This window comes from Actinomadura verrucosospora, assembly GCF_039540335.1.
Taxonomy (GTDB): domain Bacteria; phylum Actinomycetota; class Actinomycetes; order Streptosporangiales; family Streptosporangiaceae; genus Spirillospora; species Spirillospora verrucosospora.
The window spans coordinates 103459-129085 of record NZ_BAABEV010000007.1; the positions used below are offsets into that span (position 1 = coordinate 103459).

Annotated in this window: 29 protein-coding genes and 3 tRNA genes; 24 read left to right on the forward strand and 8 right to left on the reverse strand. The window is 73.1% G+C overall.

Translation table 11 applies throughout. From position 1 onward, the window contains the following. Positions 1-134: 134 nt before the first annotated feature. Positions 135-707 (forward strand): acetamidase/formamidase family protein, encoded by a 573-nt coding sequence (locus ABD944_RS10710; RefSeq protein ID WP_345174902.1) that lies wholly within the window; start codon positions 135-137, stop codon positions 705-707. On the opposite strand, the gene ABD944_RS10715 is transcribed toward ABD944_RS10710, so the two are convergent. The 5 genes from ABD944_RS10715 to ABD944_RS10735 all read right to left on the reverse strand — a co-directional run bounded on the left by ABD944_RS10715 (position 704) and on the right by ABD944_RS10735 (position 4991). Continuing rightward, a complete protein-coding gene (locus tag ABD944_RS10715) occupies positions 704-1045 on the reverse strand; it encodes a carboxymuconolactone decarboxylase family protein (protein WP_345174904.1) in 342 nt (113 codons plus the stop codon). The two genes, ABD944_RS10710 and ABD944_RS10715, sit on opposite strands and share 4 nt — an antisense overlap. A 115-nt stretch (positions 1046-1160) precedes the next feature. After that, entirely contained in the window at positions 1161-2036 is an 876-nt protein-coding gene (locus ABD944_RS10720) for an NAD(P)-dependent oxidoreductase (protein WP_345174906.1), read from the reverse strand. Further along, complete coding sequence (locus tag ABD944_RS10725; protein WP_345174908.1) at positions 2033-2767, reverse strand: SDR family oxidoreductase; 735 nt, start codon at positions 2765-2767, stop codon at positions 2033-2035. Before ABD944_RS10725 ends, ABD944_RS10720 begins: the two co-directional genes overlap by 4 nt. Further along, entirely contained in the window at positions 2764-4194 is a 1431-nt protein-coding gene (locus ABD944_RS10730; protein ID WP_345174910.1) for an aldehyde dehydrogenase, read from the reverse strand. The genes ABD944_RS10725 and ABD944_RS10730 overlap by 4 nt, the downstream gene beginning before the upstream one ends. Positions 4195-4286: 92 nt before the next feature. After that, on the reverse strand, positions 4287-4991 hold the full coding sequence (locus ABD944_RS10735) for an enoyl-CoA hydratase-related protein (RefSeq protein ID WP_345174913.1): 705 nt from the start codon (positions 4989-4991) through the stop codon (positions 4287-4289). A gap of 73 nt (positions 4992-5064) precedes the next feature. Between ABD944_RS10735 and ABD944_RS10740 the strand changes: the two genes are divergently transcribed. The 11 genes from ABD944_RS10740 to ABD944_RS10790 all read left to right on the forward strand — a co-directional run bounded on the left by ABD944_RS10740 (position 5065) and on the right by ABD944_RS10790 (position 12437). Further along, positions 5065-5640, forward strand: coding sequence for a TetR/AcrR family transcriptional regulator (locus tag ABD944_RS10740; RefSeq protein WP_345174914.1), 576 nt, complete (start codon positions 5065-5067; stop codon positions 5638-5640). Positions 5641-5735: 95 nt separating this feature from the next. Next, positions 5736-7235 (forward strand): protein kinase domain-containing protein, encoded by a 1500-nt coding sequence (locus ABD944_RS10745; protein ID WP_345174915.1) that lies wholly within the window; start codon positions 5736-5738, stop codon positions 7233-7235. Positions 7236-7464: 229 nt separating this feature from the next. Further along, positions 7465-7538 (forward strand) — tRNA-Leu (locus ABD944_RS10750). 5 nt (positions 7539-7543) lie between these two features. Further along, positions 7544-7616: transfer RNA gene (locus ABD944_RS10755), tRNA-Leu, on the forward strand. A gap of 25 nt (positions 7617-7641) precedes the next feature. Then, positions 7642-7725, forward strand: a tRNA-Tyr gene (locus ABD944_RS10760). Between the two features lie 59 nt (positions 7726-7784). After that, positions 7785-8372, forward strand: coding sequence for a TetR/AcrR family transcriptional regulator (locus tag ABD944_RS10765; protein WP_345174917.1), 588 nt, complete (start codon positions 7785-7787; stop codon positions 8370-8372). Between the two features lie 10 nt (positions 8373-8382). Continuing rightward, a complete protein-coding gene (locus ABD944_RS10770; protein ID WP_345174919.1) occupies positions 8383-9579 on the forward strand; it encodes a cytochrome P450 in 1197 nt (398 codons plus the stop codon). Further along, positions 9579-10358 (forward strand): SDR family oxidoreductase, encoded by a 780-nt coding sequence (locus ABD944_RS10775; protein ID WP_345174921.1) that lies wholly within the window; start codon positions 9579-9581, stop codon positions 10356-10358. Before ABD944_RS10770 ends, ABD944_RS10775 begins: the two co-directional genes overlap by 1 nt. Beyond that, a complete protein-coding gene (locus tag ABD944_RS10780; protein WP_345174922.1) occupies positions 10355-11695 on the forward strand; it encodes a cytochrome P450 in 1341 nt (446 codons plus the stop codon). The genes ABD944_RS10775 and ABD944_RS10780 overlap by 4 nt, the downstream gene beginning before the upstream one ends. Continuing rightward, the gene (locus ABD944_RS10785) at positions 11692-11886 is read left to right on the forward strand and encodes a ferredoxin (RefSeq protein WP_345174925.1); all 195 of its coding nucleotides are present in this window, start codon (positions 11692-11694) and stop codon (positions 11884-11886) included. Before ABD944_RS10780 ends, ABD944_RS10785 begins: the two co-directional genes overlap by 4 nt. Beyond that, on the forward strand, positions 11883-12437 hold the full coding sequence (locus ABD944_RS10790) for a Cif family virulence factor (protein ID WP_345174927.1): 555 nt from the start codon (positions 11883-11885) through the stop codon (positions 12435-12437). Before ABD944_RS10785 ends, ABD944_RS10790 begins: the two co-directional genes overlap by 4 nt. A 16-nt stretch (positions 12438-12453) precedes the next feature. On the opposite strand, the gene ABD944_RS10795 is transcribed toward ABD944_RS10790, so the two are convergent. Both ABD944_RS10795 and ABD944_RS10800 read right to left on the reverse strand, forming a co-directional pair. Next, positions 12454-12927 (reverse strand): DUF3515 domain-containing protein, encoded by a 474-nt coding sequence (locus ABD944_RS10795; protein ID WP_378189363.1) that lies wholly within the window; start codon positions 12925-12927, stop codon positions 12454-12456. Beyond that, a complete protein-coding gene (locus ABD944_RS10800) occupies positions 12920-13153 on the reverse strand; it encodes an Lrp/AsnC family transcriptional regulator (protein WP_345174931.1) in 234 nt (77 codons plus the stop codon). Before ABD944_RS10800 ends, ABD944_RS10795 begins: the two co-directional genes overlap by 8 nt. 133 nt (positions 13154-13286) lie before the next feature. Between ABD944_RS10800 and ABD944_RS10805 the strand changes: the two genes are divergently transcribed. The 3 genes from ABD944_RS10805 (at position 13287) to thiD (ending at position 16070) form a co-directional block, all read left to right on the forward strand. After that, on the forward strand, positions 13287-14207 hold the full coding sequence (locus tag ABD944_RS10805; RefSeq protein WP_345174932.1) for a thiamine-phosphate kinase: 921 nt from the start codon (positions 13287-13289) through the stop codon (positions 14205-14207). 102 nt (positions 14208-14309) lie between these two features. Further along, positions 14310-15200 carry a cellulose binding domain-containing protein gene (locus ABD944_RS10810; RefSeq protein ID WP_345174935.1) on the forward strand — a complete coding sequence of 297 codons (891 nt, stop codon included), beginning with the start codon at positions 14310-14312 and terminating at the stop codon, positions 15198-15200. A 66-nt stretch (positions 15201-15266) separates the two neighbouring features. Continuing rightward, positions 15267-16070, forward strand: a complete 804-nt coding sequence (gene thiD, locus ABD944_RS10815; RefSeq protein ID WP_345174937.1) for a bifunctional hydroxymethylpyrimidine kinase/phosphomethylpyrimidine kinase — start codon at positions 15267-15269, stop codon at positions 16068-16070. A 105-nt stretch (positions 16071-16175) separates the two neighbouring features. Here the strand turns inward: thiD and rpmB are convergent, their stop codons facing one another. Continuing rightward, positions 16176-16370, reverse strand: coding sequence for a 50S ribosomal protein L28 (gene rpmB, locus ABD944_RS10820; RefSeq protein WP_067632165.1), 195 nt, complete (start codon positions 16368-16370; stop codon positions 16176-16178). A gap of 185 nt (positions 16371-16555) precedes the next feature. Between rpmB and ABD944_RS10825 the strand changes: the two genes are divergently transcribed. From ABD944_RS10825 to rpmF, 9 genes are all read left to right on the forward strand, one after another. Further along, the gene (locus ABD944_RS10825; protein ID WP_345174940.1) at positions 16556-18133 is read left to right on the forward strand and encodes a DAK2 domain-containing protein; all 1578 of its coding nucleotides are present in this window, start codon (positions 16556-16558) and stop codon (positions 18131-18133) included. A 32-nt stretch (positions 18134-18165) separates the two neighbouring features. Beyond that, on the forward strand, positions 18166-20355 hold the full coding sequence (recG, locus tag ABD944_RS10830; protein ID WP_345174941.1) for an ATP-dependent DNA helicase RecG: 2190 nt from the start codon (positions 18166-18168) through the stop codon (positions 20353-20355). Positions 20356-20412: 57 nt separating this feature from the next. Beyond that, the gene (locus ABD944_RS42415; protein ID WP_143227168.1) at positions 20413-20493 is read left to right on the forward strand and encodes a putative leader peptide; all 81 of its coding nucleotides are present in this window, start codon (positions 20413-20415) and stop codon (positions 20491-20493) included. 64 nt (positions 20494-20557) lie between these two features. Then, positions 20558-21421, forward strand: coding sequence for a HEAT repeat domain-containing protein (locus ABD944_RS10835; RefSeq protein WP_345174943.1), 864 nt, complete (start codon positions 20558-20560; stop codon positions 21419-21421). A gap of 634 nt (positions 21422-22055) precedes the next feature. Next, entirely contained in the window at positions 22056-22622 is a 567-nt protein-coding gene (gene rsmD, locus ABD944_RS10840; protein ID WP_345174947.1) for a 16S rRNA (guanine(966)-N(2))-methyltransferase RsmD, read from the forward strand. A gap of 30 nt (positions 22623-22652) precedes the next feature. Then, on the forward strand, positions 22653-24104 hold the full coding sequence (locus tag ABD944_RS10845; protein WP_345174949.1) for a penicillin-binding transpeptidase domain-containing protein: 1452 nt from the start codon (positions 22653-22655) through the stop codon (positions 24102-24104). A 94-nt stretch (positions 24105-24198) separates the two neighbouring features. Beyond that, entirely contained in the window at positions 24199-24681 is a 483-nt protein-coding gene (coaD, locus tag ABD944_RS10850; RefSeq protein WP_179843344.1) for a pantetheine-phosphate adenylyltransferase, read from the forward strand. Between the two features lie 95 nt (positions 24682-24776). Further along, the gene (locus ABD944_RS10855) at positions 24777-25421 is read left to right on the forward strand and encodes a YceD family protein (RefSeq protein ID WP_345174952.1); all 645 of its coding nucleotides are present in this window, start codon (positions 24777-24779) and stop codon (positions 25419-25421) included. 1 nt (position 25422) lies between these two features. Beyond that, the gene (rpmF, locus tag ABD944_RS10860; RefSeq protein WP_067632153.1) at positions 25423-25602 is read left to right on the forward strand and encodes a 50S ribosomal protein L32; all 180 of its coding nucleotides are present in this window, start codon (positions 25423-25425) and stop codon (positions 25600-25602) included. Positions 25603-25627: the final 25 nt, after the last annotated feature.

Genomic DNA, 25627 nt, shown 5'->3' on the forward strand with positions numbered 1-25627 from the left:
CCCGGTTCCCCGGGGCTCGCGGATTTTCCGGTGAAGGCCGTCTTACGCGGGCGTCAGGAAGCCGAAACCGTCCCGAAACAGCGGCTGGGCAGGATCGGAGCATCACCTGGTCCCTGCGGAAGGAGCTCTGCCCGATGCCTTCACCAGCCGTGTTCGACCTCGGCGACCCCGGGATGCGGGACGTTCTCGGACACTCCCACTGGCACCCCGACATCCCGGGTGTGGCGGAGGTCATCACGGGCGGGTCCGTCCGGATGGAGTGCCCCGGCCGGGAACCCGGCGGCGGCGTCCTGCTGTGCGGTCCGCTCGTCGTCGTCGGCGCGGAGCCCGGCGACGTCATCGTGGTGGACGTGCTCGCCGTCGGGCGCCCCGGCGGCGGGCGCGACGCCGGCGGCCACCCCGGGATCATCGGCTGCGCGCCGTCCGACCCCGTGGCCGTGCCCGGCGAAGCGCGCGGCCGCGACGTCGGCGGATGCCTCATCGCCCCGCTCACCGCCGGCTCCCGCATCCTGCTGCCGGTGCACGTGCGCGGCGCGAAGCTGTCGGTGGGCGACCTGCACTTCCCGCTGAGGGGCGCCTACGACTGCGGCGAGCCGGGCGTGCGCGGCTGGATCGACCTGCGCGTCAGCCTCACCCGGCAGGGCGTCGAACGGTTCCGCGTGACCGGGCCGATGCTGATGCCCGACCCGACCCCGCGCCTGTGCTAGCCGTCCCGCCGCGCGCGCTTCTCGTGCCTGGCGATCAGCGTGTCGATCTGGACGCTCAGCTTCGACCCGAGCGGCCAGCCGATGTAGTGGGTGAGGAACACGCCGATCTCGCGCAGCTCGTCCGGGGACAGCTCCCCGTTGGCCAGCGCCGCCGGGATCTGGATGTCGAGGACGTCGTTCAGCCCCTGACCGGCGAGGGCCCCGACGAGCAGCAGCCGCCGGTCGCGCATGCTCAGCCCCGGCCGCGTCCAGATCTCGCCGAACAGGTGCTCCACGGTGATGCCGAAGAAGTCGCCGGGCCCGTCCGAGACCTCCCAGCCGTAGACCTGGCGCATCATCTCCAGCCCACGCTCACGCCGCCCCACGGCTTCGCCGCGCTCACCCCCCGGTTCGCTCCGCTCAGTCATGTTCTCTGTGGGGGGGCGACCCCCCACACCCCCCGGTTCGCTCCGCTCAGTCATTGGCCTCTCCCCTCAGCCCCAGCCCCGCACCGAACCGGTCGAGGGCGATCCGGGCGAGCGGGGTGTCGACGCCGAGCTCGTCCGCCAGCTCCAGCGCGAGCGCCAGGTCCTTCTCGCCGAGATCCCGCGTGTGCCGCAGGATGTCGTACAGGTCGTCGTCCGGCTCCAGCGGCGCGGTCGTCGGCCGCAGCATGATCGAGCCCGCGCCGCCGGTGATCGCGTCGGTGTGCCGGACGACCCTGCCGAGCTTGCGCAGCGACACCCCCGCCGCCTCCGCGAGCCGCTGCGCCTCCGCGGCGGCCGTGAACGAGATGAAGTGCAGCATGTTGCGGGCCAGCTTCGCCCGGGTGCCCGCGCCGACCGGCCCCATGTGCAGGACGAGGTCCGCCCAGGCGCCGAACGGCTCGCGGCACCGCTCGAACGCCTCGTCCGACCCCCCGACCATGACCGCGAGGCTGCCCGCGCTCGCCCCCATGAACCCGCCGCTCACCGGCGCGTCCACCACCTCGATCCCGTAGCGCCGCGCTCGCGAGGCCAGGTCCTCGGCGGTCCGCGCGCGGATGGTCGAGTGGACGGCGAGGACCGTGCCCGGACGCGCGCTCGCGAGCACCTCCTCGCTCACCTCCCTCACCTGGGCGTCGTCCCGGACCATGACCGAGACCAGGTCGCAGTGCGCGGCCACCTCGGCGACGCTCCTCGCGGCCCGCGCACCCGCCTTCACCAACGGCGCCATCGCCTCGGGCCGCGCGTCGTACACGGCCAGGCCCCGGCCCGCCAGGTGGGTCGCCATGGGCGCCCCCATCTGCCCGAGCCCGACGAAGCCGACCGCCCTGCGTTCACCCTGCGGGGGGACGCGCGCATCGCTCATGCCCGGAACACCTCGCCGCCGTCCACGTTGAGGATCTGGCCGGTGATCCACGCGGCGTCGTCCGACAGCAGGAACAGGCACGCGCCCACCAGGTCCTCGGGCGACCCCATCCGCTTGAGCGCCATCTTGTCCCGGACGATCTTCTGCGACATGTTCCCCGGCACGACGGCCCGGTTGGCCTCGGTGTCGATCGGGCCCGGCGCGATCGCGTTCACGCGGATGTTCATGCCGCCCAGCTCGTGCGCGAGCTGCTGCGTGAGCCCGTTGACGCCGACCTTGGCCAGCCCGTAGAAGCCCGAGTACTGCCACGCCGCCGTGGACGACTGGTTGACGATCGAACCGCCGCCGCGCGCCTGCATGTGGGGGTGGCAGGCGCGGGCGCACAGCAGCGCGCCGTCCATGTTCACCGACATGAACTTCTTGTAGTAGTCCCAGTCGACGGTGAAGAGGAAGTCCAGCTTCATCGTTCCGAAGATGGCGGCGTTGTTGACGAGGTGGTCGATCCCGCCGAACCGCTCCGCCGCCTCCCCGGCCATGGCGTCCACGGACGCGGGGTCGGACACGTCCGTCCGCACGAACAGGCCCTTGATGTCGTCCGCGACGTCCCGGCCGCGCTCGTCCACGTCCGCGACGACCACGTGGGCGCCCTCGGAGGCCAGCGCACGCGCGTACGCCTCGCCGATTCCCTGCGCGGCCCCGGTGACGACCGCGACCTTTCCCTCGAACCTCACACGCCCTCCGCGATCGCCTTGGTCTCCAGGTACTCCTCGAAACCGGCCACGCCCATCTCGCGGCCGATGCCCGACTGCTTGTAGCCCCCGAAGGGGACGTCCGCGCCGTACCAGACGCCGCCGTTCACGCTGACCGTCCCGGTCCGCAGCCTGCGCGCGACCCCGCGCGCCCGCTCGACGTCCCCGCCGTGCACCGCGCCCGACAGCCCGTACGGCGAGTCGTTCGCGATCCGCACCGCGTCGTCGTCGCCGTCGTGCGGCAGGATCACCAGCACCGGGCCGAAGATCTCCTCCCGCGCCGCGCGGGAGTCGTTGGTCAACCCGGTGATCAGCGTCGGCTCGATCCAGAAGCCCCTGTCCCGGCCCTCCGGGCGGCCGCCGCCGCAGGCGAACGCGCCGCCGTCCTTGACGGCCAGGTCCAGGTAGCCCTCGATCCGCTCGCGCTGGCGCGCCGAGATGACCGGGCCGCAGATCGTCCGGTCGTCCTGCGGGTCGCCGGCGCCGAGCTTCGCCAGCGCCCCGGCGGTGATCTCCACGGCCTCGTCGTGGCGCTCGCGCGGGACGAGGATCCGGGTCGTGATCGCGCAGCCCTGACCGGCGTGGGTGATGCCGGCGAACGCCGCGTACGAGCACGCGGCCCGCAGGTCGGCGTCGTCCAGGACCACGAACGCCGACTTGCCGCCGAGCTCCAGGAACACCCGCTTGAGCGTCCCGGCCGCGCTCGCCATCACGTCGCGCCCCGTCGCGGTGGACCCGGTGAACGACACCAGGTCGACGCGGGGATCCCGGGTGAGCTGGGCGCCCAGCGCGTGATCGGACGAGGTGACCACGTTGACCACGCCCGGCGGGATGTCGGTCTCCTCCGCGATCACCTCGCCGAGCACCGCCGCGCACCAGGGCGTGTCGGGCGCCGGCTTCAGCACCACCGTGTTGCCCGCCGCCAGCGCCGGGCCCAGCTTGGCGAGGTTGATCTGGTGCGGGAAGTTCCACGGGGTGACGGCGCCGACGACGCCCACCGCCTCCCGGACGACCCGCCGGTGGCTGGGCATCCCCATCGGCTCGGCCCGCCCGAGGTCCCGCTCCCAGCCGTACTCCTCGACCAGGTCCGCGAACCACGCGAGGTCGTCGACGGGCGCGTCCAGCTGGGCCCCGAACGTCAGGAACCTCGGCGCGCCCACCTCCTTGATCGTGAGTTCGCGCAGCTCGTCGGCGCGCCGCCGCAGCCCTTCCCGGAACTGCCGCAGGCACCGCGCGCGGAAGGCGTGGTCGGTCGACCACCCGGTCTCGTCGAACGCGCGGCGCGCGGCCGCGATCGCCCGGTCCATGTCGTCTGCGGAGGCGTCGGCGGCGGTGCCGAGCACCTCCTCGGTCGCGGGATTGATCGTCTCGAAGGCGCCGCCCGCCCCGGGGACGAGACGCCCGTCCACCAGAAGCAAGCGATCGTTTGTTCTGGACACCTGTCCAGACTACAGTTCAGCCCCCGCCGGGACGCAAGACGCCCACGCGAATTCGCGTCTGGTCACGTGCGCGTGGGCAAGGCGGCCAGGGCGAGAGTCGTTTCGTTCCTCAGGGCATCTGCCTCGGGGAGAGGGCCCTGTGCCAGGAGGGACGCGCGCGCGGCCTGGAGGGCCGGGGCGGGGAGGGACGCTATCCGGGCGGCCAGGGCAAGCGCCGTCTCCAGGGCTTCGCCGGGCGGGGTGAGGGCGGTCAGCAGGCCCCAGCTCGCGGCTTCCCGGGCGGGGATGCGGCGGGCGGTCAGGAGGGCGTCCAGGGCGCGGGGCTGCCCCACCAGGCGGGGGAGACGGACGGTGGCGCCGTCCAGGGACGGGAGGCCGTGCTCGAAGTTGAGCAGGCCGAACTCGGCGGTCTCCGACGCCACCCGGAGGTCGCACCACAGGGCCAGTTCGAAACCGCCGCCGAAGCAGTAGCCCTCGATCGCCGCGATCACCGGCTTGGACGGGCGGGCGCGCGTGACGGCCATCGGGGGCGGGCCTTCGGCGGTCGGGACGGGGAAGTCGCCCGCGGCCATCGCCTTCAGGTCGCTGCCCGCGCAGAAGGCCCCGCCGGCGCCGGTCACCACGGCGGCCTTCGCGTCGCCGTCCTCGAAGGCGCGGACCGCGTCGGCCAGCCGCCGGGCGGTCGGCCCGTCGACCGCGTTGCGGCGGTCCGGGCGGTCGAGGGTGATGACGTGGACGGGGCCGCGGCGTTCGGTTCGCACGCTCATGAGCGCCTCCTGTCTGGATCGATCGTCATAGTAGATAGATCGATCTAGTGAGGGCAATGGCTAGGGTGTCCCCATGACGCGCGACACACGGACCCGGCTGCTGGAGGCCAGCGCCCAGCTGTTCCGCGAGCAGGGGTACGCCGGGACGGGGCTCAAGCAGATCACCGCGGCGGGCGAGGCGCCCTGGGGGTCGCTGTACCACTTCTTCCCGGGCGGGAAGGAGCAGCTGGGGGCCGAGGCCGTGCGGCATTCGGGCGATCGGTACCTGCGCCTGTTCGACCTCGTGTTCGCGCGGGCCGACCAGAGCCTGGAGCGGTCGGTCATCGACATGTTCCGGCTGAGCGCGGAGGCGTTGGAGAGGTCGGAGTGGGGCGACGGGTGCCCGATCGCGACCGTGGCGCTGGAGGTCGCCAGCACGAGCGAGCCGCTGCGGCACGCGTGCGCGGAGGTGTTCGCGTCGTGGGAGCTCTCCCTCGCGCGCAGGCTGGCCGAGGGCGGGATCCCGGACGCGCGCGCGAAGGATCTGGCCACCTACGTGCTGAGCGCCTTCGAGGGGGCGCTCGTGCTCAGCCGGACGGCGCACGACGTCCGCCCGCTGGAGGTGACCGCCGAGGTGGTGGCCCGGACGTTGCGGGCCGAGCTCGGCTGAGGGGCGCGGGCCCGGGGAGATGGCGGACCGGGCCGCGTGAAGTGTGGGGATGTGCCAGGCTTGTAGGGCCGATCGCCGTCCCGAGGAGTATGTCCGTGCCGCACGCCGACCTGCCGGAACGCATCGGCCCCTACCGGGTCGTCGACCGTCTCGGCGAGGGCGGTATGGGGACGGTGTACGCGGGGCTGGACGCGTCCGGGCGCAAGGTCGCCCTCAAGGTGATCCGGCGGGAGTACGCGGCCGACCGGCAGTACCGCGCGCGGTTCGAGGCGGAGGTCGCGGCGGCCAAGCGGGTGCGCGCGTTCTGCACGGCGCCGGTCCTGGACGCCGACCCCGCGGCGGACCCGCCCTACCTGGTGACCGAGTTCGTCAACGGCCCCAGCCTGGACGACGCCGTCGCGAAGGAGGGGGCGCTGCGCGGCGCCGACCTGGAGGCCGTCGCGGTCGGCATCGCGACCGCGCTGACCGCCATCCACGACGCCGGGGTGGTGCACCGCGACCTCAAGCCCGCCAACGTGCTGCTGTCCACGTTCGGGCCGCGCGTCATCGACTTCGGCATCGCCCGCTCGCTGGACGGGACACGCCTCACCGCGACCGGCGGCATCATCGGCACGCCCGCGTTCATGGCCCCCGAGCAGCTGGACGGGCGCGGCGCGAGCCCGGCGTCCGACGTGTTCGCCTGGGGCGCGACCGTGGCCTTCGCGGCGCGCGGCGGGCCGTGCTTCGGCGGCAACTCGCTGCCGGCGGTCATCCACCAGATCATCAGCGGCGAACCCGAACTGGGCGGGCTGGACGGCACGCTGCTCAAGGCCGTCCAGGCGGCGCTGGCCAAGGACCCGGCGCGGCGGCCGTCCGCCCAGGCGCTGCTGGACGGCCTCATCTCCAGCGGCGTCCGGCAGCCCGCGCCCTCCACGCAGCACACCCAGCACACGCAGCACACCCGGGCGCCCGGCCGGCACCGCGCCGAGACGCCGGCCCCATCGCCCACTCCGGGCGGGGACCGCGCCGAGGCGCCCTCCCGGCCGCCGACCGAGACGCCGGGGACGCAGGCGCCGGGGGTCGCTCCGGCCCTCGCCGCGGGGGAGGCCGCGGCGCTCGTCGAGGGGCAGTACCGGCAGGCCGCGCAGGCCGGCGACCCCGCCGCGATGCGCAACCTCGCCGTCCTGCTCAGCGGGCAGGGGCGGACCGCCGAGGCGGAGAGCTGGAGCCGCTACGCCGACGCGATCGACGCCCGGCAGGCCGTCTACCAGCAGCCGACCGGGTACCAGCAGCAGACGGGCTACCAGGGGCAGACCGGCTACCAGGGCCACCCTTCCCAGGCGCCCCACCAGTACACGGCCGCGCGTCATGCGCACGGCAAGCCGCCCATGAACAGCCTCGCGATCTACGCGGTGTCCATGGGCGCGGTGGGGCTCATCACCTGCGGGCTGCCGTCCATCCCCGCGATCGTCGCCGGGCACATGGCCTGGGTGCGGCTGCGGCGCTCCGGCGAGCGCGGGCTCGGGCTCGCGGTGACGGGGATCGCGCTCGGCTGGATCATGGTCGCGTTCTGGGCGCTGGTCGCGTTCGGCGCGGCCCTGCCGGACGAGAACTGAGCCGAAAACCCGTTGCGGCCGCCGCGCCGCCGGTGGCACCGTTGACGACGTCAGCCCGTCCGAGACAGGGACGGTGACGCGAGAAGCCCGAGAGGAGGACCGGCCATGGCTCTGGAGCAGTATCGACTCCGACTGCCCTCGGCGTCGCACGCCCGCCCCGGCCGGTATCCCGTCTCCTAGAGGCCCCGGCCGAGCCGCCGCGAGCGACGCCCGTCCAGGCGAGTTCCCCGCGGCTCTACTCCAACCGGCAGAGAGACCACTTTCAGGAAGTGGACGTTCCGGGTTCGAATCCCGGGAGCCGCACGCATGCCTCCGTAGTCCAACGGCAGAGACGGCAGCATGAGGTGCTGTGCGCTGGGGGTTCGAATCCCTCCGGAGGTACGGCGCGGGCCCGCGGCCCGCGCGAGGGGCGGCGCCGACGTTCGGAGAGTCGGGCTTGGCTGTAACCCAAGTGTCGCTGACTGAGTGGGTTCGAATCCCACCCGCCTCACCGGGGACGACGCGCCGGGGCGTTGCGCGCGGTCCGGTTCTGAACTAATGTCTGGACACGTGTCCGGAAAACCCGAACCCCTGACCGAGCCCACCCGGCGCCGCCTCACCGAGCGGCAGGCCGACACGGTGCGGCGGCTGACCGCCGCCGCCGTGGTGGAGGTCGCCGAGACCGGCTACGAGGGCCTGACCGTCCGCAACGTGGCCCGCCGCGCCGGCGTGGCGCCCGCGACCGCGTACACCTACTTCGCCTCCAAGAACCACCTGATCACCGAGGTGTTCTGGCGGCGGCTCAGCGCCCTGCCCCCCGTTGAGGCGGACGGGACGTTGCGCGAACGGGTGGTGGGGACGCTCCGCGAGATCGCGCTGCTGGTCTCGGACGAGCCGGACCTCGCGGCGGCGTGCACCACCGCGCTGCTCGGCACCGACCCCGACGTCCGCGAACTGCGGACGCGGATCGGCTACGCGATCCGCGAACGGCTCCGCGCGGCGCTGCGCGAGCACGACGACCCCAAGATCCTCGGCGCGCTGGAACTGGCCTACACCGGCGCGCTCCTGTACGCGGGCATGGGCTACACCTCCTACGCCCGCATGGCCGACCGGCTCGCCGAGATGGCGGAGCTCATCCTGCCCGAACCCCCCGAGTGAGGTGACGGCCGTGGACCCTGCCGCGCAGGTCTCCTACAGCCCCTTCGACTACGCCGTCCACGAGGATCCCTACCCCCTCTACGCGCGCCTCCGCGAGGAGGCGCCCCTCTACCGCAACGACGAGATCGGCTTCTGGGCGCTGTCCCGGCACGCCGACGTGTCCGCGGCCTTCCGCGACCACGCGACCTTCTCCAACTCCCACGGCGTCTCGGTGGAGCCGAGCGCCTGGGGCCCCCACGCGCCCCGGACGATGTCGTTCCTCGCGCTCGACCCGCCGCGCCACACCCGGATGCGCGCCCTGGTGTCCAAGGGGTTCACGCCACGGCGGGTCAAGGAGCTGGGGGACGGAATCCTCGCGCTGACCAGGCGCCACCTGGAGCCGGCCCTGGAGAAGGGCGAGTTCGACTTCGTCTCCGACTTCGCCGGCCTCCTTCCCATGGACGTCATCTCGGAGATGATGGGCGTCCCCGAGGCCGACCGGGCCGAGGTGCGCCGGCTCGCCGACACGGTCGTCCACCGGGAGGAGGGGCTGAACGACGTCCCGCCCGCGGGGATGGACGCGGCGCTCACCCTCGCCGGCTACTACCAGGACATGGTCGCCGAGCGGCGCCGCGCGCCGGCCGGCGACCTGACCTCCGCGCTCCTGGACGCCGAGATCGACGGCGACCGGCTGGAGGACGAGGAGGTCATCGCCTTCCTGTTCCTGATGGTGGTCGCCGGGAACGAGACCACCACCAAGCTGCTCGCCAACGCCCTGTACTGGGGGGCGCGCAACCCCGACCAGGGCGCCAAGCCGCTCCGCGACCCGGCCCGCGTGGACGACTGGGTGGAGGAGACGCTCCGCTACGACACCTCCAGCCAGATGCTCGCCCGGAAGGTCGTGCGCGACGTCGAGCTGCACGGGCGGCGCGTCCGTGAGGGCGACCGCGTGCTCCTGCTGGTCGGATCGGCAAACCGCGACCCCCGCGCGTTCGCCGACGCCGACGCCTACGACCTCGACCGCGACACCTCGCAGCTCGTCAGCTTCGGCGGCGGACGGCACTTCTGCCTCGGCGCGAACCTGGCGCGGCTGGAGGCGCACATCGCGCTGACCGAGTTCGTGCGCCGCGTCTCCTCCTACGAGGTCGACCACGACGGCGCGGAGCGCGTGCACTCGGTGAACGTCCGCGGTTTCGCCGCCCTGCCCCTGCGCGTGGAGGTGCGCTGATGCCCAGGTTCGACCCCCATCCGCGGCGGCGGACGGCCGTGGTGACCGGCGCCTCCTCCGGGATCGGCGCGGCGACGGCGACGGCGCTGGCGATGGCCGGGCACCCGGTCGCGCTCGGCGCGCGGCGCGTCGACAAGTGCGAGGAGCTGGCCGCGACGGTCCGGGCCGGCGGGGGAGAGGCGTTCGCGCACCCGCTGGACGTCGCCGACTCCGACTCGGTCAAGGCGTTCGCCGCGGCGGCCGCCGACGCGCTCGGCCCCGTCGAGGTCGTCGTCTCCAGCGCCGGCGACCTGTCCGCCGGGCGCCTGCACGAGCTCGACACCGCCGAGTTCCTCGCGCAGGTGCAGGTCCACCTCGTCGGCGCGCACCGGCTCGTGTCGCATTTCGTCCCGCAGATGGTGGCGCGGCGGCGCGGCGACATCGTGTTCGTCTCCTCCGACACCGTCCCCGCGCCGCGCTCCTGGACGGGCGCCTACGTCGCGGCCAAGAACGGCGTCGAGGGGATGGCCCGCACCATGCAGATGGAGCTGGAGGGGACGGGCGTGCGGGCGTCCGTCGTCCGGCCGGGGCCGACCGCGACCGGCATGGGCATGAGCTGGGACGCGGAGACCACCGGCGCCGTCCTGGAGGACTGGGCCAGGTGGGGCCACGCCCGCCACCCCTACTTCCTGCGCCCGTCCGACGTCGCCGCCGCCGTCGCCGCGATCGTCGCGACCCCGCGCGGCGCCCATCTCCGGCTCGTCGAGGTCCAGCCCGAAGCACCGTTGGAGGAGTCGTGACCGCACTGGTGGAGCCGCGCGTCGTGTCGGGCGGGCCCGACCACCTGGAGGAGCTGCGCTCGGACCCGATCGGGCTGATGCGGCGGGTCCGGGAGGAGTGCGGCGACGTCGGCGAGTTCCGCCTCGCCGGACGCCGCGTCGTGCTGCTGTCGGGCGCGGAGGCCAACGAGTTCTTCTTCCGCGCCCCCGACGAGGAGCTCGACCAGGCCGAGGCCTACCCCTTCATGACGCCGATCTTCGGCGAGGGCGTGGTGTTCGACGCCACGCCGGAGCAGCGCCGCGAGGCCCTGCACAACCAGGCCCTCAAGGGCTCGTTCATGAAGGGGCACGCCGCGACGATCTCCGCCGAGGTCGACCGGATGGTCGCCGGCTGGGGCGAGGAGGGCGAGATCGACCTGCTCGACTTCTTCGCCGAGCTGACGATCTACACCTCGTCCGCGTGCCTGATCGGGCGCAAGTTCCGCGAGCAGCTCGACCGCCGGTTCGCCGACCTGTACCACGACCTCGAACGCGGCACCGACGCGATCGCCTACGTCGACCCCCACGCCGACATCGAGAGCTTCCGGCGGCGGGACGCGGCGCGCGCGGCGCTGGTGGAGCTCGTCCAGCAGATCATGGACTCGCGGTCGCCGAACCCGCCCAGGCAGGACCGCGACCTGCTCGACGTGCTGATGTCTATCCGGGACGCGGACGGCACGCTCAAGTTCGACGCCGACCAGGTCACCGGCATGTTCATCTCGATGATGTTCGCCGGGCACCACACCACGTCCGGCACCGCCGCCTGGACGCTCATCGAGCTGCTCCGCCACCCCGGCGTCCTGGACGGCGTGGTCCGCGAGCTGGACGAGCTGTACGCCGACGGCCGCGAGGTCTCCTTCCAGGCGCTGCGCGCCATCCCGAACCTGGAGTCGGCGATCAAGGAGGCGCTGCGGCTGCATCCGCCGCTGATCCTGCTGCTGCGGGTCGCGCAGTCCGACCAGGAGGTGGTCGGGCACCGCATCCCGGCGGGCACCATGGTCGGCTGCGGCCTCGCCGTGTCCAACCGGATCGAGGCCGACTTCCCCGACGCCGACGCCTTCCACCCCGAGCGCTACGCCGCGCCCCGCGAGGAGGACGTGCTCCACCGCTGGACGTGGGTGCCGTTCGGCGCGGGCCGGCACCGCTGCGTCGGCGCGAACTTCGCGATGATGCAGCTCAAGGCCATCTTCTCGGTGCTGCTGCGGGACTGGGAGTTCGAGCCCGCCCAGCCGCCGGAGAGCTACCGCGACGACCACTCGAAGATGGTCGTCCAGCTCGCCCAGCCCTGCGCCGTCCGCTACCGCCGGAGGCGCCGGTGAGGATCGAGGCCGACCTGGACCTGTGCCAGGGACACGCCATGTGCGAGCTGGAGGCCCCCGACGTCTTCGAGGTGCCGCCCAAGGGCAAGGTCCGCGTCCTGGACGCGGAGCCGCCCGAGGGCATGCGCGCCGAGGTGGCCTCCGCGGTCCGCTACTGCCCGACCCAGGCCCTCAGACTGCTGGAGACATGATGCCCGCGTTCCCCCGTGAAGAGCTCGACGCGATGGTCGAGCACTGGCTGGAGGCCAACCGCCGCTGCGAGGAGGCCGGCGACTGGCGCCCGCTCGCCGACCTCTACACCGAGGACGCCACCTACGGCTGGAACATCGGCCCCGACCAGGACTTCATGGCCGTCGGCCGGGACGAGATCCGCGACATCGCGCTCGGCTCGGAGATGGGCGGCCTGGACGGCTGGACGTATCCGTACCAGAGCATCCTGATCGACGAGCGCAAGGGCGAGGTCGTCGGGTTCTGGAAGCAGGTCGCCGACGCGAGCCGCCCCGACGGGACCCCCTACGAGGTGCTCGGCATCGGCGGGTCCTGGTTCCGCTACGCGGGGGACCGGCGGTGGTCGTGGCAGCGCGACTGGTTCGACCTCGGCAACGTCACCTCGGTGTTCGTCGAGATGATGAAGGCCGGGGTGCTGTCGGACGGGATGAAGCGGCGGCTGGAGCGGGCGGCGTCCGGCGAGCCGATCCCCGGCTACTACCCGCGGGGGGAGAGCCCCGTCCCGATCTGGTGACCCGGGGGGCCGCCGGTCAGATCTGGCCCTCGGGCTTCGCCGGGATCGTCGCCTTGATCGCCGGCCCGAGCTCGATCAGCACGTCGCCGGCCGGGTTGTACTTCGGCGGCACCGTCACCTCGACGTAGGCCTGCCGCCCCACGGCGGTGAAGGTCACCGGCCGCTCCGAGGGCTGCCCGAACCAGTCGATCCCGTTGATGGTCACCAGCTCCGAGGTCTGGCGGAGCGTGGCGGGCAGGGGGACTCCGCAGCGCAGCGCGATCGCGGGGGAGCCCCATGCGGCGGTCAGCGGCGAGTCAGGGGAGGTGTCGCGGCGCTTCTGCCCGTGCACCTTCTCGGGCAGCCGCAGCCCCTGGCAGAGCCGCCGGGTCGCCGCGTCCGGGTTCGGAACCGGAACCTGCACGGTCCCGTCTCCGCACGCCGCGGCGAACAGCGCCAGGCAGCCGAGGACGGCGAGGGAGCGGTGCGCTGCCGCGGAACGTTCAGATATGGACGATCGGGCACGTGAGGGTCCGCGTGATGCCCTCGACGCCCTGGATCTGCGCGACGACGAGCTTGCCCAGCTCGTCCACATTCCGCGCCTCCGCTCGGACGATCACGTCATAGGGTCCGGTGACGTCCTCCGCCCGGGTCACGCCGGTGATGCCGGAGATGTGGTCCGCCACCTCGGCGGCCTTGCCGACTTCGGTCTGGATGAGGATGTAGGCCTGCACCATCACGTCCTCCCCAAGCGGAGAATCAACCGTCGGAAGGTTCACCGTATCGTGTTACGCGCCGCCGCGGGCGGTCGGGGTACGGCGTGCCCGGTACGAACCGGGAGAAAACCGGGAAAGCGGGGGAACGGCGCAAATGGGCACGATCGGGGAGCTGGGCGAGTTCGGCCTGATCGGCCGCCTGACCCGGCGGCTGCCCCAGGGCCCGGCGGTCCGGCTCGGCCCCGGCGACGACGCCGCGGTGATCGCCGCGCCGGACGGCCGCGTCGTCGCCACCACCGATCTGCTCGTGGAGGGGCGGCACTTCCGCCTCGACTGGTCCGGCCCCTACGACATCGGGCGCAAGGCCGCCGCGCAGAACCTCGCCGACGTCGTCGCCATGGGCGCGAACCCCACGGCGCTGCTCGTCGGCTTCGCCGCCCCGCCCGCGACCCGCGCCGACTGGGCCGAGCGGCTCTACGACGGCCTCGCCGACGAGTGCCGCGCGGCGGGGGCGTCCGTCGCGGGCGGCGACGTCGTGGCCGCGCCGCGGGTCACGCTCGCGATCACCGCGCTCGGCGACCTCGGCGGGGCGGCGCCCCTCACCCGGTCCGGGGCGCGCCCGGGCGACGTCGTGGCCGTCCGGGGCAGGCTGGGCTTCGCCGCCGCCGGGCTCGCGCTCCTGGAGGCCGGGCGGGACGGGCCCGAGGAGCTGATCGCGGCGCACCGGCGTCCCGAGCCGCCCTACACCGCCGGGGAGGAGGCGCGGACCCACGGCGCCACCGCGCTTCTCGACGTCAGCGACGGGCTCGTCCAGGACCTCGGGCACATCGCCGCCGCGAGCGGCGTCCGGATCGACCTCGACTCCGCCTCCGTGCCCGTCCCGGAGATCCTCGGGCCGGACGGGCTGCGCCGCGCGCTCACCGGCGGTGAGGACCACGCGTTCGCCGGGACGTACCCGGCGGACGCCGTCCTGCCGCCCTCCTGGAGGCGGATCGGGACCGTCGCCGAAGGGGCCGGGGTGCGCGTGGACGGGCACCCGCCGCCCCCCGGAGCATGGGATCATTTCCCAGGCTGAACACCCCGGCGGAGTCAGCGCGTACAGCCGTGTGCGTTGACACATCCGGTAGGCATGCTTGGGACGGGTTTGGTATACATCCTGTGATCGAAGAGGGATGGGATGGGACGACACTCCAGGTTTGAGCAACCGGACGACGACCCCGTACCGGGCGCGGAAGCGTCGCGAGGGCCGTACTTCGGGGCTCCGGTCGACCCCTCTTACGACCTCTTCTCCGGGCCGACCGACGACCGCGTGTACGTCTCGCCGCACGAACAGGTCAGGGCGGGCACGCCGCCGGTCACCGAGCGTCAGCACGACCCGCCGCCCGACCCGTACCGCTTCGCCCCGCTCCCCGGGGACTACCCCGGCGACTACCCGGGCGCTCCCGCGGCGGCGTTCCCCGAGCAGCCGCGCGAGCTGCCGCCCGAACCCGGCGGCACGCCCGGCGCCCCGGAGTCCGGCGACTCCGCCGCGGACGGCTCCGGCAGGAGCGGCTGGACGAAGATCGTCTCCGTGCTCCCGCTCCCGCTGCTCCCGATCGTCGCGCTCGTCATCGCCGTGGGGATCGTCTCCTACGCGCTGAGCACCCAGCAGATCTCCCTCAACTTCGCGGGCGGCTCCCCGAAGACCTCCCAGACCGACCCCCGCGACAACCAGATCACCCAGCGCGGCCCCGGCGGGCGCGCCAGCCGCGGCGCGGGACGCCCCGACGGCCTCGTCATCGGGTTCCGCGTCGCCTCCCGCACCCCCGGCGGGTTCAAGGCGACCGCCACCATCGCCAACAAGGGGCAGCGGCCCGTCAGCGCGTGGGCGCTGGCCTTCAAGATCCCGAACGTCTCGGTCACGGCCGTGCAGGGCGCCACCGTCGTGCGGACCGGCCGGGTCCCCTTCGTCCGCGGCCGCACCGCGATCGCGCCCGGCGGCTCCGTGCGGATCGTTTTCGCCGCGCTGGGCGCTCCGTCCAGGCCGTCCGCCTGCGTCCTCAACAAGCTGCCCTGCACGCTGGTCTGAGGCGCACTCCGGGAGACGCCCTCCGCCGGATCGCCGCTTCCCACAGATCACCATAAAGTGGGCTGTATGACGCGCACTGCCTCCGCCCCGCCCCTCGTGCTCACCATCGCGGGCTCGGACTCCGGCGGCGGCGCCGGCATCCAGGCGGACCTGAAGACCATGCTCGCGCTCGGCGTCCACGGGATGAGCGTCGTCGCCGCCGTCACCGCGCAGAACTCCCTCGGCGTCCAGGGCTACTGGGAACTGCCCCCCGAGGCCGTGCGCGCCCAGCTCGACTCGGTCCTGTCCGACATCGGCGTCCACGCGATCAAGACCGGCATGCTCGCGTCGACCGCCCTCGTCGAGGTCGTCGCCGAGGCGCTCGCCGCGTCCGGCGCCCCCGCCGTCGTCGACCCGGTCGGCGTCTCCAAGCACGGCGACTCCCTGCTCGCGCCGGAGGCCGTGGACGCCGTCCGCTCGGTGCTGCTGCCGGCCGCGACCGTCGTCACGCCCAACCTGTACGAGGTGGAACAGCTCACCGGCGTCAAGGTCGTGGACGAGTCCGGGCTGCGCGAGGCCGCCGAGGCGGTCAAGGCGCTCGGCCCCGCCTGGGTGCTGATCAAGGGCGGCCACCTGCCGGGCGAGCCCGCCGACCTGCTGTTCGACGGCGAGCGCGAGCACCGCTTCACCGCCCCCAGGCACGACAACCGGCACACCCACGGGACCGGCTGCACGCTCGCGTCCGCCATCGCCTCGCACCTGGCGCTCGGCGACGACGTCCCGGCGGCGGTGGCCAAGGCCAAGGAGTACGTGACGGGCGCGATCGCGGCGGGCTTCCCGCTCGGCGCCGGCATCGGCCCCGTCGACCACGCCTGGCGGTACCGCGACTGAACGGCGCCGCGACCCCCGGGAACGCGAAAGTCGGCTCACCGGGAATCCCGATGAGCCGACCGAAGCCGTGAAGCGGACCGCCCCGCCGGGGCGGCCCGGCCGGGCTCAGACCGTCGGCTTGACGATCTTGCCGGCCTTGATGCAGGACGTGCAGGCGTTGATCCGCTTGGTGCTGCCGTTCACGACGGCGCGCACGCGCTGGATGTTGGGGTTCCAGCGGCGCGGGGTGCGGCGGTGCGAGTGGGAGACGCGCATGCCGAAACCGGGTCCCTTGCCGCAGACGTCGCAGACGGAAGCCACGGGAAACTCCAAGTGGTGTCGATGCTCTGATCGGAGCGCCACCCGGCTGCCGCCTCGGGCGGGCCGGGCATCATGGACGCTCACTGATGAGCGCCACGAACGTGGCGCGTGGACCAGACTAGCCGACAGCGCGACGGGTTAGCGAATCGGCGGCGCCGCGACCCGGCGGCGCGGAAGGGAGCACGGTGGCCCTCGACCATGCGGCGGTGCGGCGGTGGTGCAGGCTCGCGGCGGAGGCCCTCGGGCGGACGAGAGCCGAGATCGACGCCCTCAACGTGTTCCCCGTCCCGGACGGCGACACCGGCACCAACCTGCACCTGACCGTCGTCGCGGCGGCCGACGCCCTCGACGAGCCGCCGGGCGGCGCGGACCCGTGGCGGACCCTGGCGCAGGGCGCGCTGCTCGGCGCCCGGGGCAACTCCGGTGTGATCCTCAGCCAGGTGTTCCGGGGCCTCGCCGACGTCCTCGGCCCGCTGGAGGCGCCCCCGGACGGCGCGTCCCTCGCGGCCGCCCTCGACCACGCGTCCGTCCTGGCCCGCGGCGCCGTCGAGCACCCCGTCGAGGGCACGATCCTGAGCGTCCTCGCCGAAGCCGCCGCGGCCTGCGCGGCGGCCCCCGGAACCGCGCTCCCGGAGGCCGCGCGGGCCGCCGCCGCGGGCGCCCGGCAGGCGCTGCGCCGCACCCCCGGCCAGCTGGAGGTGCTGGCCCGCAGCGGCGTCGTGGACGCCGGCGCGGCCGGGCTCTGCGTGGTGCTCGACACCCTCGCCGCCGTGATCACCGACGAGTACCCCGAGCGGTACGACGTCCCGCCCCGCACCGCCGGGACGCCCGCGCCCGCGGGCCGGACCCGGGCGCCGCAGGGCTTCGGCTACGAGGTGATGTACCTGCTGGACGCGCCCGACGGCGCCGTCCACACCCTGCGCGAACGCCTCGACGTCCTCGGCGACTCCCTCGTCGTCGTCGGCGGCGACGGGCTGTGGAACGTGCACGTCCACGTCGACGACGCCGGGGCCGCCGTCGAGGCGGGCATGGCGGCGGGACGCCCGCACCGGATCCGCGTCACCTACCTGGACGCCGCCGAAGGCGGACCGCACGCGCCGCACACCGGCCGCGCGGTGGTTGCCGTCACCGCCGCCGACGGGCTGGCCGCGCTGTTCGAGGAGAGCGGGGCCCGGGTCGTGCGGCGCGAGCCCGGAGCCGTCCCGCCCCTCGCGGTGCTCGCCGAGGCCATCCTCGCCGCGGGCGACGAGGTGGCCGTGCTGCCGAACGAGCCGGAGGTCCTCGCCCTCGCCGAGGCCGCCGCGGAGCGCGCGAGGGACGGCGGCGCGCGGATCGCGGTGGTCCCGACGAAGGCGTCCGTCCAGGGCATGGCGGCGCTCGCCGTGCACGACCCGCTGCGCCGCTTCGCCGAGGACGTGATCGAGATGACCCGCGCCGCCGGCGCCACCCGCTTCGGCCACCTGGAGGTCGCCGCGCAGGAGGCGGTGACGAGCGCCGGCCTCTGCCAGCCCGGCGACGTCCTCGGCCTGATCGAGGGCGACGTCGCGACGATCGGCGCGGACCTCGCCGCGGTGGCCCGCGACGTCCTCGACCGGATGCTGTCGGGCGGCGGCGAGCTGGTCACGCTGATCCCCGGCCGGCACGCCCCGCCCGGCCTCGCCGCCGGCCTGGAGGACCATCTGCGCCGGCGGCGCCCCGACGCGGAGGTCGGCGTCTACGCCGGCGACCAGGAACGCTACCCCCTCCTCATCGGCGTCGAGTGATTCCCGTCGTCCCCATCGGCTAGAAAAGACCCGTGGCAACTCTCGACGAGCCGTTGCGCAAGGTCCTCGGCGACAAGACGGCCAACGCGCTGAAGAAGGGCCTCGACCTGCACACGGTCGGCGACCTGCTGCACCACTACCCGCGCCGCTACGCCCACCGCGGCGAGCTGACGCAGCTCAGCGGCCTGCAGGACGGCGAGCACGTGACGGTCATGGCCGAGGTCGTGAAGGTGCAGGGCCGCTCCCTCACCCGCAGCCCCGGGTACGTCCTGGAGATCACCGTCACCGACGGGACCGGCGAGCTCAAGCTCAGCTTCTTCGGCCGCAAGGGCTCCTACCGTCCCGAGAAGGAGCTGTCCCCGGGCACCCGCGGCCTGTTCGCCGGGAAGATCAGCACCTACGTGCCCCGCAGCGGCAGGACCGTCCGGCAGCTGACCCACCCGCAGTACAAGGTCGTCCACGAGAAGGGCGCCGAGGAGGCCGCGCAGGAGTGGGCCGACGAGATCATCCCGATCTACCCGTCCGCCAAGTCGCTGCCCATCGAGGCGATCAGCACGTCCGTCGAGACCGTCCTCGGCCAGCTCGACCTGCCGGACGACCCCATGCCCGCCGCGCTCCTGCGCCGCCGCCACCTGATCGGCCTGCGGGAGGCGTACGAGGGCATCCACCGCCCCCGCACCTGGGACGAGCTGGGCCGCGCCAAGGCCCGCCTCAAGTGGGACGAGGCCTTCGTCGTCCAGGTGGCCCTGGCCCAGCGCCGCGTCGCCGCCGCGTCCCTGCCCGCCAAGCCCCGCCCCCCGTCCTTCGAGGGCGTCCAGTCGGAGTTCGACGCGCGCCTGCCCTTCGAACTCACCGAGGGCCAGCGCCAGGTGGGCGACGAGATAGCCGCCGACCTGGCTGAACACCACCCGATGCACCGCCTCCTCCAAGGCGACGTCGGCGCCGGAAAGACGGTGGTCGCGTTGCGGGCGATGTTGCAGGTGGTGGACGGGGGAGGGCAGGCGGCGCTGCTGGCGCCGACCGAGGTGCTCGCGCAGCAGCACTACCGGTCGATCACCGGGATGCTCGGCGACCTGGCGCAGGCGGGGCAGATCGGCGGCGCCGAGCACGCCACCCGGGTGGCGCTGCTGACCGGGTCGCAGGGGGCGAAGGCGCGCAAGGAGGCGCTGCTGGAGGCGGCGTCCGGCGCGGCCGGGATCGTCGTCGGCACCCACGCGCTGCTGCAGGAAACCGTCCAGTTCGCCGACCTCGGGCTCGTCGTGGTCGACGAGCAGCACAGGTTCGGCGTCGAGCAGCGCGACGCCCTGCGCGAGAAGGTCGACGGCGGCCGTCCCCACGTGCTGGTCATGACGGCGACGCCGATTCCGCGCACCGTGGCCATGACCGTCTTCGGCGATCTGGAGACTTCGGTGCTCGGGCAGCTCCCGGCGGGCCGGTCGCAGATCCAGACGCACGTCGTCCCGCCGGAGAAGCCCGCGTTCCTCGCCCGCACCTGGGAGCGCATCAAGGAGGAGGCGGCGAACGGCCGGCAGATCTACATCGTCTGCCCGCGCATCGGCGAGCAGGAGGGCGACGAGGGCGACGCCGTCGTCGCCGAGGAGGGCGAGCGCCGGTCCCCGCTGGGGATCATGGAGGTGCTGCCGAAGTTGGAGGAGCTCCTCGACGGGCTGCGCATCGGCGTCCTGCACGGCAAGCTGCACCCGGACGAGAAGGACGCGGTGATGCGCCGCTTCACCGCGCGGGAGCTCGACGTCCTGCTCGCCACCACGGTCATCGAGGTCGGCGTGGACGTGCCCAACGCCACCGTCATGGTGATCATGGATGCGGACCGGTTCGGCGTCTCCCAGCTCCACCAGCTGCGCGGGCGCGTCGGCCGCGGCTCCCTGCACGGCCTCTGCCTGCTCGTCACCGACGCCGCGCCGGGCAGCAAGGCCCGCGAGCGGCTGGACGCGGTCGCCTCCACCACCGACGGGTTCAAGCTGTCCCGGCTCGACCTGGAGCAGCGCCGCGAGGGCGACGTGCTCGGCGCCGCGCAGGCCGGCCGCTCGTCCAGCCTGCGGCTGCTCACGCTCCAGCGCGACGAGGACGTCATCCGCGACGCCCGCGAGGAGGCCACCGCGCTCGTCGAGGCCGATCCGGACCTGTCGGAGCATCCCGGCCTGGCCACCGTCCTGGCGTCCCTGCTGGACGAGGAGCGCGCGGACTTCCTGGAGAAGACATAACCGGTATTGCCGACCTATTTGGTTGACAACAGCGCCCGGGCGGGACACGATGAACGCGTGAACCCGAGTCGTGCGCTGATCGCCCGCCTCCACGTCGACCTCCGGCGCCAGGCGAGCGCCCTGTGTTCCCGTCGCTGATCCCGAGCCCCCGGCGGGCCCCTGCCCGCCTCCGGATCCGACGGCCGACCAGGAGGCCACCCCCATGACTCGAAGCATCCGGCTCGACCAGGCGGAGGCGTCCCTCCGCGACCCCGACCCCGCGACCCGCGCCGGCGCCCTCACGGCGCTCGCCCGCGCCGCCCGCGCCGGAGAAGCGCCCCGCGGCACCGGCGACACCTTCGCCTGGGCGCTCGCCGACGAACACGAAGACGTCCGCCGCGTCGCCGCCGACGCCCTGCGCGACCTGCCCGAACTCTACTTCGGCGACGACGGCGTCGACGCCCTGCTCCTCGCCGCGGCCCGCGGTCGCGACACCGCCGTCCGCGACACCGCCGCCGACCTCATCGGCATCCTCGCCAAAGGCGCCGGCGAACTGTACACCCAGGGCTTCGAGGACGACGAACCGCAGGTCCGCATCCAGGCCGTCCTCGGCCTCATCGCGCTGCGCGAGACCGCCCGAGTCGCCGAGGCCGCCGACGACCCCTCCCGCGAGGTCCGCGTCGCCGTCGCCGAAGGCCTCGGCCGCCTCGCCCACCCCTCCGGCCTCCCCGCGCTCGAACACCTCCTCACCGACCACGACCCCGTCGTCCGCATCGCCGCCCTCACCGCCGCCGCCGAACTCGGCATCCCCGAACCCCTCGAAGGACGCGTCGTCACCGCGATCGCCCACACCAACTGGCAGGTCCGCTGCCACGCCGTCCGCGCCCTCGCCCAGGCCCGCCCCGACGTCGCCGTCCAACCCCTCATCAAGGCCCTGCACGACCGCACGGTCGACGTCCGCAGAGCCGCCGTCCAGGCCCTCGAACAGTGGGCCACCGACAACCCGGAGGTAGTGACCGCCCTGACCGAAACCCTCGCCGACCCCGACCCAGGCGTCCGAACCCAAGCCCGCTGGAGTTTGGCGTAATTTTGGCCTTTTTCTCCTCCTTCGGGCCTGGCGGCCCTCCATCGTCGATAAAGGCGGGCGATCGCTGGCATCGCTTCGTCTCGCCTGGCGGCTCGCTGCGCGATCAGATTCTTGCTTCGCTTGAATCTGCCTTCGGACGCGATCGCAACCGGGAGGTCGTTGCGGGGTTGCTGCGGTGGCTGAGGCCGTCGTAGTAGTGGGTTTCTGTTGTCTTGCACGGCTCGCCTGGCGGCTCGCTAGGCGCTGAGAGTTCTCGCGCTCGCTCGAACTCGGCTTCGTGGGCGGTCGCGAGAGTGACGTGGCCGGTCCTTCGGTCCGGAGTTGGTACCGGCCGCGAGCGGGCCGTCAGCGTGGCACGGCGCTGGCGGCCCGCTGTATTTATTGCCTTTTTCTCCTCCTTCGGGCCTGGCGGCCCTCCATCGTCGATAAAGGCGGGCGATCGCTGGCATCGCTTCGTCTCGCCTGGCGGCTCGCTGCGCGATCAGGTTCTCGCTTCGCTCGAACCTGCCTTCGGACGCGATCGCGGCTGCTGGGGTCGTTGCGGGGTTGGGAGACGGCTGGGGTTGTTGCAGGTGGGGGCTCTCGGGGTGACGGCAATGCGGTGGGTGCGCCTTGGTGGGCCGATACTAAGACCGTGAGTCGGGTTATTGCGGGTAGTGCTGGGGGGCGGCGGTTGGCCGTGCCGGCGGGGCGGGAGACCCGGCCGACCAGCGATCGGGCGCGGGAGGGGCTTTTCTCCACGGTTCTGGCGTTGCTCGGGCCGCTGGACGGGCTGCGTGTCGCCGATCTGTACGCGGGGTCGGGGGCGGTGGGGCTTGAAGCGCTGTCGCGGGGGGCCGGGCATGCGCTGCTGGTCGAGTCGCATCCGCGGGCGATGAAGGTGATCCGGCAGAACGCCGAGACGCTCGGGTTGCCGGGTGCCGTCCCCTGCGCCGACAAGGTGGAGCGGCTCGTCCGCAAGGCGCCGGACGAGCCCTACGACCTGATTTTCGCCGACCCGCCTTACGCGCTGGCGGACGTGTCCGTGACCTCTCTGCTGGAGGAGCTGCGCGACAACGGGTGGGCGTCCCCGGATGCGCTGGTCGTGGTGGAACGCGCCGCGCGGGGCCCGGCGCTGGAGTGGCCCGACGGGTATGAGGCGGAGCGGGAGCGGCGTTACGGCGAGGCGGTGTTCTGGTACGGCCGTGCGGTCGCCCGTTGACATTCCGGTGGTTCGGGTAGGGGAACGCCCATGAAGCCCGGGATCGACCGCGCGGTGGCGCGTACCTGGGTCATCACCCTGCTCTTTTTTCTGGCGCTGATGGTGAACGTCACCTACGTACAGGGCTTCCAGGCGCAGAGCCTGCGGGACGACTCGCTCAACGCCCGGCAGTTCGAGGACCGGTTCAAGATCGACCGGGGGCCGATCGTGGCGGGCGGCGAACGGCTCGCGTGGTCCGAGCAGGTCGGCGACGACCGGTTCCAGCGCCGCTACAAGGACGGCGCCGCGTTCGCGCCGGTCACCGGCTACTTCTCGGTGTTCTCCCAGACCGGTCTGGAGGAGGCCGAGAACCATTTCCTGGACGGGACCGACGCCCGTCTCGCCACCTCCAACCTCGTCGACAAACTGATCGGCAAGCACGTCCCCGGCGGGACGGTGGAGTCCACCATCGATCCGGACGCGCAGCGCGCCGCCTACGAGGCGCTGAAGTCCAGCGGCGCGGGCCGGGGCGCGGCGGTCGTCCTCGACGCGCGCACCGGCGCGATCCGGGTGATGGCCTCCACGCCGTCCTACGACCCGAACGAGGTGTCGACGCTCGACCGGAAACGGGCCACCGAGGCGTTCGACCGGCTCGGCGACCAGCCGCGCAAGCCGCTGCTCAACAAGGCCGCCTACGAGCTGTTCCCGCCCGGCTCCACGTTCAAGACCGTGGTCGCCGCGGCGGCGCTGAGGTCGGGCACGAGCGAGGACACGCGGGTCAGGGCCGGGCGCAGCTACAGGCCTCCGGGCGCCGGGCAGGCGATCAACAACGACGCGGGCGACATCGGCGGCTCCTGCGACCTCTCCCGGATCCCTCTCATCGAGGCGTACGCGCAGTCGTGCAACACCACGTTCGCCTATATGGGCGCCCAGAAACCGGGCAACGACGCCGTGAACGCGCAGGCGGGCAGGTTCGGGTTCGATGACCGGATCGAGTTCGCGCACGGCCTGAAGAGCGCCTCCAGTTCCTTCCCGTTGACCGACCAGCCGTCGCTCAGCGCGCTCGGCTCCATCGGGCAGGGCAGCACGGTCGCCTCGCCGCTGCAGATGGCCATGGTCGCCGCCGCGGTCCTCGACGACGGGGAGGTCATGCGGCCCCGGCTGGTGGACAGGCTGCGCGCCCCGGACGGGTCGACGGTCGACAAGATCTCGTCCCAGCGGATGTCGCGCGCGCTGACGGCGGACCAGGCGAAGCAGTTGCGGGACATGATGGAGGCCGTGGTCGAGCGGGGCACCGGCAAGTCGCTGCGGGGGACGTCCATCCTCGGCGGCAAGACCGGGACCGCCGACGTCGAGGGCGCTTCCTACAACGACCGCTGGTTCATCGGGTTCGGCCCGCGCAGCGACCCCCGGTACGCCGTCGCGGTGATGACCGAGGCGTCCGGCTACGGCATCGAGTCGGGCCCCGTCGCCGCCAGGATCATCGACGCGCTGCGCGGCTGAGGACGGCCCCGGCGAGCCCGGTGGAAACCCGGCCGAATGCGATTTGGTACGTTCACGCCGCAGGTCAGAAACCGGGACCGAAGGGGTTCGCGCCGTGCGCCGTGTCGTCTGTCCGGGATCGTTCGACCCCGTCACCAACGGGCATCTCGACATCATCAGCCGCGCCTCCCGCCTCTACGACGAGGTGGTCGTCGCCGTGCTGATCAACAAGAGCAAGAAGAGCCTGTTCACCGTGGACGAGCGTGCCGACATGATCTCCGAGGTCACCCGGGAGTACGGCAACGTGTCGGTCGACACCTTCTACGGGCTCACCGTCGACTACTGCAAGGAGCAGGACATCCCGGTGATCGTCCGGGGGCTCCGGGCCGTCAGCGACTACGAGTACGAGCTGCAGATGGCCCAGATGAACCACCGGATCGCCGGCGTGGAGACGCTGTTCATGGCGACCAACCCCGAGTACGCGTTCCTGTCCTCCAGCCTGATGAAGGAGGTCGTGAGATTCGGCGGGGACGTCTCCGGCCTCGTTCCCGACAGCGTCCACGACCGGCTGGTGCAGCGGCTCCAGAAGGACGGCTGACCGGCCTGCTCCTGGTGGACGGGCCGCGAGTTGGGTCAGCGGCCGGTGTTCGGTACCCTGGGACCTCGGCCATCACAGGCGGCCGCCGTTCCACCATGCCTCACGAAAGCAGGATTCCGCTGACACGCAACGATCCCAATGCCCCGTTCAAGCTCGACACCCGAGCTCTGAGCAGGCAACCCGGGTCGTCGCGGGAGGAGCACCTGACCGTGCCGGCACCGGAGAATTTCGGCGTCGAGATGGTGGGCGTCCCCGAGGGCGCCGCGATCGAGCTGGACCTCCGGCTCGAAGCGGTCCTTGAGGGGGTGCTCGTCACCGGCACGGCGACGGTCCCTCTCAAGGGGGAGTGCTCCCGCTGCCTCGACCCGATCGCCTCGACCTTCGAGGCGGACTTCCAGGAGCTGTACGTCTACGACGACACCCGCTCAGGCGGGAACGCCGACGACGACGAGCTCCGCCTCGAGGGCGACCTGATCGACCTCGAACCGGTCCTGCGGGACGCGGTGGTGCTCGCACTGCCGCTCTCCCCGCTGTGCCGGGACGACTGCCCGGGCCTGTGCCCGGACTGCGGTGCGCGGCTCGCCGACGTCGAGCCGGGCCACCGACACGACGTCGCCGACCCCCGGTGGGCGGCGCTGCGGGACCTTGCCGGCGACAACGCGCCGGCAGCCCCCGACCGGGGGAACGGGAGCTCCGGCACCCGTGATTCATCGGATCGAGAAGGAAAGCAGGAGGGCTGACGTGGCCGTCCCGAAGCGGAAGAAGTCGCGCAGCAACACGCGGCACCGGCGCTCGCAGTGGAAGACCGCCGCGCCGAACCTGGTCGAGTGCCCGACGTGCCGCGACCACAAGCTGCCGCACACTGCGTGCGCGACGTGCGGAACCTACGACCGGCGGCAGGTCATCGCCCCGTCGGCCTGAGTCTTCTCGCATCCTGGGGGGCGGA

Excerpts from the sequence above, each read along its gene's own strand:
- ABD944_RS10710 (WP_345174902.1), top strand. The coding sequence starts at position 135 with ATGCCTTCACCAGCCGTGTTCGACCTCGGCGACCCCGGGATGCGGGAC.
- ABD944_RS10715 (WP_345174904.1), bottom strand. The coding sequence starts at position 1,045 with ATGATGCGCCAGGTCTACGGCTGGGAGGTCTCGGACGGGCCCGGCGAC.
- ABD944_RS10720 (WP_345174906.1), bottom strand. The coding sequence starts at position 2,036 with ATGAGCGATGCGCGCGTCCCCCCGCAGGGTGAACGCAGGGCGGTCGGC.
- ABD944_RS10735 (WP_345174913.1), bottom strand. The coding sequence starts at position 4,991 with ATGAGCGTGCGAACCGAACGCCGCGGCCCCGTCCACGTCATCACCCTC.
- ABD944_RS10740 (WP_345174914.1), top strand. The coding sequence starts at position 5,065 with ATGACGCGCGACACACGGACCCGGCTGCTGGAGGCCAGCGCCCAGCTG.
- ABD944_RS10775 (WP_345174921.1), top strand. The coding sequence starts at position 9,579 with ATGCCCAGGTTCGACCCCCATCCGCGGCGGCGGACGGCCGTGGTGACC.
- ABD944_RS10790 (WP_345174927.1), top strand. The coding sequence starts at position 11,883 with ATGATGCCCGCGTTCCCCCGTGAAGAGCTCGACGCGATGGTCGAGCAC.
- ABD944_RS10800 (WP_345174931.1), bottom strand. The coding sequence starts at position 13,153 with ATGGTGCAGGCCTACATCCTCATCCAGACCGAAGTCGGCAAGGCCGCC.
- ABD944_RS10805 (WP_345174932.1), top strand. The coding sequence starts at position 13,287 with ATGGGCACGATCGGGGAGCTGGGCGAGTTCGGCCTGATCGGCCGCCTG.
- ABD944_RS10810 (WP_345174935.1), top strand. The coding sequence starts at position 14,310 with ATGGGACGACACTCCAGGTTTGAGCAACCGGACGACGACCCCGTACCG.
- thiD (WP_345174937.1), top strand. The coding sequence starts at position 15,267 with ATGACGCGCACTGCCTCCGCCCCGCCCCTCGTGCTCACCATCGCGGGC.
- ABD944_RS10835 (WP_345174943.1), top strand. The coding sequence starts at position 20,558 with ATGACTCGAAGCATCCGGCTCGACCAGGCGGAGGCGTCCCTCCGCGAC.
- ABD944_RS10845 (WP_345174949.1), top strand. The coding sequence starts at position 22,653 with ATGAAGCCCGGGATCGACCGCGCGGTGGCGCGTACCTGGGTCATCACC.
- ABD944_RS10855 (WP_345174952.1), top strand. The coding sequence starts at position 24,777 with ATGCCTCACGAAAGCAGGATTCCGCTGACACGCAACGATCCCAATGCC.